At 63.2% G+C, this 5,146-nt stretch carries 5 protein-coding genes; all 5 read left to right on the top strand.

Annotated features, from left to right (window positions below; translation table 11 throughout):
• Nucleotides 1–1,040: transcriptional regulator (locus tag ACLF5H_RS30330; RefSeq protein ID WP_421679200.1), on the top strand; the 1,040-nt coding region annotated here is incomplete at its 5' end.
• A 9-nt stretch (nucleotides 1,041–1,049) separates the two neighbouring features.
• A complete protein-coding gene (locus tag ACLF5H_RS30325; RefSeq protein ID WP_421679199.1) occupies nucleotides 1,050–1,619 on the top strand; it encodes a transcriptional regulator in 570 nt (189 codons plus the stop codon).
• 276 nt (nucleotides 1,620–1,895) lie between these two features.
• Nucleotides 1,896–2,864 (top strand): hypothetical protein, encoded by a 969-nt coding sequence (locus ACLF5H_RS30320; protein ID WP_421679198.1) that lies wholly within the window; start codon nucleotides 1,896–1,898, stop codon nucleotides 2,862–2,864.
• Between the two features lie 216 nt (nucleotides 2,865–3,080).
• Complete coding sequence (locus tag ACLF5H_RS30315; protein ID WP_421679197.1) at nucleotides 3,081–4,259, top strand: helix-turn-helix domain-containing protein; 1,179 nt, start codon at nucleotides 3,081–3,083, stop codon at nucleotides 4,257–4,259.
• 77 nt (nucleotides 4,260–4,336) lie between these two features.
• Complete coding sequence (locus tag ACLF5H_RS30310) at nucleotides 4,337–4,687, top strand: hypothetical protein (RefSeq protein WP_421679196.1); 351 nt, start codon at nucleotides 4,337–4,339, stop codon at nucleotides 4,685–4,687.
• Nucleotides 4,688–5,146: the final 459 nt, after the last annotated feature.

The raw sequence follows: 5,146 nt of genomic DNA, 5'->3' as shown, positions 1-5,146 counted from the left end.
CCACCCCACCCCACCCCGAACAAGCCCCCACCCCCACCGCACCCCCCACCCACCAGCAACCCCCCACACCCCACCGCCCCCCGCAGCAAAACCAGCCCCGCACCCCCGCCCTGATCGCACGAGCCGTACACGAAGCCCTCGCCGCCCACCACGGCGACACCCAGGCAGCAACCGCCGAACTGCAACGCCGGGCGATCCCCGACGCCATGGCCCTCCTCGACACCTGCCGCATCGGCGCCCGCTACGACATCGTCGGCCACCCCCCACTCCCCGACATCCTCCGCAAGAAGACCGCCCACGGCGCCGACGAGGTATGGGAAGCCCGCCCCCACTGGACACGCCTCGACCCACCCCCCACCCCCGGAGAAGTAACCGCCCTCGACATCAACGGCGCCTACCTCTCCGCCCTCAAAACCCACCTCCCGCTCGGCGCCCTCGAATACTCCACCGGAAACGTCCACTCCCGCCGCCGCGCCGGAATCCACCTCATCACCCCACCCGAATGGGACCACCACCCCTACCTCCCCAACCCACTCGGCAACCGCGAGGAACCAGGCCCCGTCTGGGTCACCGAACCCACCCTCCGCCTCCTCCAACGCCTCGCCACCGACCAGTACGGCCCCCTGTGCGACCCGCCCGTCATCCACGAATCCTTCACCTCCGGAGCCACGGAACAACTCTTCGAGAAATTCCGCCAAGCCCTCCGCGACGCCCGAGAAAAAGCCATCACCGAAGAAGACGAAGTCACCCTGGAATACGTGAAATCCATGTATTCTAAGTTTGTGTCCACCATGGGAGAGTCGAACTTCAACAGAGCACTCTACCGCCCGGACTGGATGCACATCATCCGCTCACAAGCATTCGTCAACCTATGGCTCAAAGCCCATAAAGCACACACCGCCGGACTGACCGTCATGCGCGTCATGGGAACCGACGAACTCCACATCGCCGGCGACTGGCGACAAGTATTCACAGAAGGACGCGGCGTGACACAAGTAAAAATCAAAGACGTATACACCCCCGAAACCAGCCGGCAGTAAGAACCCCACATGCCCGACAGAACACACGACTTCGGACACTACGGCGCCCACGGCCAACGCGGAAGCGAAGCCGCAGCCCACGTACTCGACACCCTCACCGGAGGCATCACCTCACCCATCACCTCCTCCCGCGGCCTCTCAGCCCGCCTGCGCTACCTCACCCGCTCAACCGCCGGACACGACGCCATACACCAAGCCGGCATCACCGTCACCCCCCGCACCCTCAAAGCCTGGCTCTCCGGCAAACAACGCCCCAACAAAGCCAACCTCACCAAAATCGACACCGCCTACCGAGCACTACGCCGCCGCAACGTCGCCCGATACCTCCTCAAACGCCTCAACGCAGGCGGCGGCACACGCGTAGAAATCCACCCCCTCGACCAAACCCACGTACCCATTCCCCACCAACGCGTCCTCGAATACCGCAGACTCAACATCCGCAACTGGGACGCCATCATCGACGCCTGGTCCAAAGGCAAAACCCGAGCCCTCGACGAAGCCTGGATCGACCAAATCGTCAACCTCGGCTCACAATGGGGGAAATACGAATACGTCACCTCGGTCGGATTCGCAGCCTAAGAACCGGACCGGAGATCAAATCCAACTCTCGGGTACGTACGACTCGCACGAGGCAGCGCAGCGCTGCGGCACTCAGCAGCCCCTCTCCACGTAGACGGCTGTCACCACTCATCCCCTCAGCTACTCCCTACAGGTGATCCTTTGTCCATCCCTGGTCCGGAATTACGCCATACAGGGGACAGGATGTCAGCGGCCCGCCCTAGCGTGCGGCTGTCGCCTCAATCAGACGAGGTGACCGCCAGGTCCACCTGGCGCCCATGTAGCGAAAGGCCCCCCATGACCTTGACGACGCCTACGCCCGCACAGGGGCCCACCTTGCCGTCTCCGGACGAATCGGAGTGCTTGCCGGAACTAGACAGCATCTCCACCGCATTGCCCGACTGGGCAACCGCACACCAACTCGAACTCCTCGACGGCCCTATTACCGGCCAAGCCCCGACCTACACAGTCGGCCCCAAAGAAATGACAGCAGAGGACTTCGTCGCCCTGGCGTCCCGCGCGCAGGCTCCCTTCCTATACCGGCAGGCCGATGCATTCGATGCCAGCGACCTCACCCTGGAGGAGGACACCATTGCCGACCTGGACAAGTCCGGCCGTGAACGCTACGCGCACCTGCGCCATAGCGCCGAGCAGGAACACGGACGCTGCCGAAAGCTTCGACTTCAGTTCGTGACCGGTGGCGTCGTTCACCTATGGAGCACCGAGGCATCATGGTGGGATCAACTCGAGGACCAGCTACTCGAAATGGAAGAGGAATACCTACCAGAAGGTGAACAAGCACAGCCCGAGGACCTGCCCTCGACACCAGAAGAAGTCGACCGACTCGCTGAGCTCCTCCACGCCCTGCCAGAATTCCGCGAGGCAACCAAAAACGCGGAGAGGGAACGCATCACCCTGCGCTCCTTCCCCGAACTGCGCTCACACCGCTACAACGGATTGAGCCGACTCGGCTACGACGCACTGAACGAGGCCACCCTGCGCATCGCCGAGACCTCCAAAAAAATCTACGCCGACTTCACCGCCAACCTCCCCGCCCTGGTCCAGGAGACCCTCGACGCAGGCGTACTGGCCCAGGCCACTACAGCCGCCGCGCGCCGCGCCACGATCCGAGCCTTCGTGCAAGAACGCTCCGGAGGCTACCCACCCAGCAAAGACTTCGTAGAACTCCTCTACGGAGAGCCCCTACTGAAGAAGCCGGCAAAGGCGAACTCCACCACGTCACCAGCATTGTGGAACGAAATGTAAACCTCAGCGCCAGCCACGGCGAAATTGGTAATGAATTATGCCGACTCCTTGCCTGTGCGGCCAATCCCCGTACAGGCAAGCCGCTATTGAGGTTCAAGCAGATCGCCGCCGCGATCAGCAGGCGGTCTTGAGCGGCGAGCAGTCGATCTAGGCAGCCATAGCGCAGAGCCGATCAACTGGCACCCCACGCAACGCCGCACGCCGTATCCTCGACACATGAGCGTCAACCTCGGTGAACGCCTCCGCGACACCCGCAAACGCCGCGGCCTCAGCCAGCGCGAACTATCCGAACGCTCGGGCGTCTCTCTCTCCCTCATCCGCAAGCTGGAACAAGGCGAACGCAACGACACCCGCCTCGAAACCGCCCGCCAACTCGCCAGCGCGCTGAAAGTCCCCACCACCCGACTCATCACCGAGCACACCGAGACACCAGCCAGCACCGACACAGTGAACCGCTGGACACCCGTACACGCCGCCCTCGCAGCCACGCCCGACCTCACCGGGGCTGCGGAAGCACCCACCTACGACGGCGTACGAGCCGCGCTCCAGGCAGCCACGCCCCTGTTCTCAACGGATCGCTTCGATGCCCTCAGAACAGTGCTGCCACCCCTCCTACGCGATATGGAAGCCCTCACTGAGACAGACCCCCGCGCCCGACCACTCCGCGCCCGCCTCCTGGAGCTCACCGGCTGGCTGATGACCCAGACACGGCAATTCGACGCAGCCGAAATGGCCCTGGAACACGCCCTCGACGACGCCGCCGACCACGTACAAACCGCCGCTACCATCAACACCCAGTGCTGGCTCCTGCTACGCCGCGGAAAGCTCGCCCAGGCCCGAGAACTTGCCGTGCACTGGGCTGACGAAGTCGAACCCCGCATGTCCCGCGCCACGCCATCCGAACTCAGCACATGGGGCTGGCTCCTACTCCGTCTGTCGGCCGCGGCGATCCGCGACAACCGCCCCGGCGAGGCCGAGGACGCTCTACGACTCGCTCACTCGGCCGCCGTCGCCCTCGGACGTGAATGCACCCCCGAAGGCGACTTCCTACGAACCTTCGGGCCAGTCACCGTGGCCCTGAAGCGCACGGAGAACGCGATGGTGGCCGGCCAGTCGGACAAAGTGCTCACCCTCGCCTCACGCATCCCGGCAGACAGTCTGAAGCCCACCTCGAACAACCGGAACCGTCACCTGCTCGATGTGGCGAACGCCCACACGCAGCTCCGGCAGTACGCGGAAGCTATGGACACCTTCCAGAAGATCCGCGCCGGCTCTCCGCAGTGGCTCCCGAACCAGCAGTACGCCCGGGACGTGCTGGGCCGCATCATGAGCAAGCGCCGGACGCTGACTCATGAGATGCGGAAGTTGGCCGACTTGGTGCAACTACCGGCGTGACAGCGCGTGGTATTTCTGACTGATGCCTCATCAAAGTGCCATCGACGTAGGGCATCTGTGGTCCGTAGCGTTGAAATATGGCCAACAAAGTGGTGCACGAAGAAAAGGGCGGCAACATGGGGTCGCTGAGGCTATTGCCATGGACGAATGAAGGCAAAGCCTGCTGGTTTTCACCCGCGAGCGAGGACAGTGTTATTTCTGCCCTCGCGGATGTCATGGAAGTTGAGCAGACACGGGACGGTCGTGAAGTGCTCGCTCATGCACGCCGCTTGATGGAGGGCCCTGACCAACTGGACCTGCACGTGCTGAAGTTCATTGCAGTCCGTCTGTCCGAATGCCTGTCCGACGTGCTTCGCGTGGCCGAATCGCGTGGCATCCGCCTGGGAGTTACCGATCCACTCCCGGGCGATGATGCGGGGGAGGGTTAGCCGAAGACTTCTGGGTGAGAGCCGAGCAGCTGGGGGAGCCGGGAGGAAGACGAGGTTACGGCTGGGGCCTGCCGTTCGGCTAGTTCCGTAAGCCGGGTAAGCAGGGTGCATTCCTTTTATATCGCGATCACTTTCCCCTTCCTCAAGGGCATTTTTAATCTCTCCACGCGTCAAATGCATTTTCCGGAAAAGAAGTTGCACATTGCGTGGATTACAAATATCTAACCCTGAAATGGTTTTCATGACAGAAGCTGACGCAGCGTCAGCTTCGCACTCCGAGAGCGCCGCCCGTTGCTGTAGCTGCTGCTTTTGGGAATTCGCGGAGCGAATTCCTTCGGCGTCACGGAGTGATGCCGCATCAACTTCCTTGCGAAGCAAGGAAGTTGGAGCCGCGGAGCGGCTCGGTGGCTCCCGGCCCGTAGGGCCGGCGCGTCGTGCCCGCGGAGCGTGGCCGCGCGC

It is taken from the genome of Streptomyces sp. LaBMicrA B280 (genome assembly GCF_049222185.1).
GTDB classification, from domain to species: Bacteria; Actinomycetota; Actinomycetes; order Streptomycetales; family Streptomycetaceae; genus Streptomyces; species Streptomyces murinus.
Note: the sequence above shows the minus strand (reverse complement) of the source record. Positions and strands in the feature narration are given on the sequence as shown.

Bases quoted from the DNA above. Each gene is read 5' to 3' on its own strand.
- ACLF5H_RS30310 (WP_421679196.1), top strand. From the start codon at position 4,337: ATGGCCAACAAAGTGGTGCACGAAGAAAAGGGCGGCAACATGGGGTCG.
- ACLF5H_RS30320 (WP_421679198.1), top strand. From the start codon at position 1,896: ATGACCTTGACGACGCCTACGCCCGCACAGGGGCCCACCTTGCCGTCT.
- ACLF5H_RS30325 (WP_421679199.1), top strand. From the start codon at position 1,050: ATGCCCGACAGAACACACGACTTCGGACACTACGGCGCCCACGGCCAA.
- ACLF5H_RS30315 (WP_421679197.1), top strand. From the start codon at position 3,081: ATGAGCGTCAACCTCGGTGAACGCCTCCGCGACACCCGCAAACGCCGC.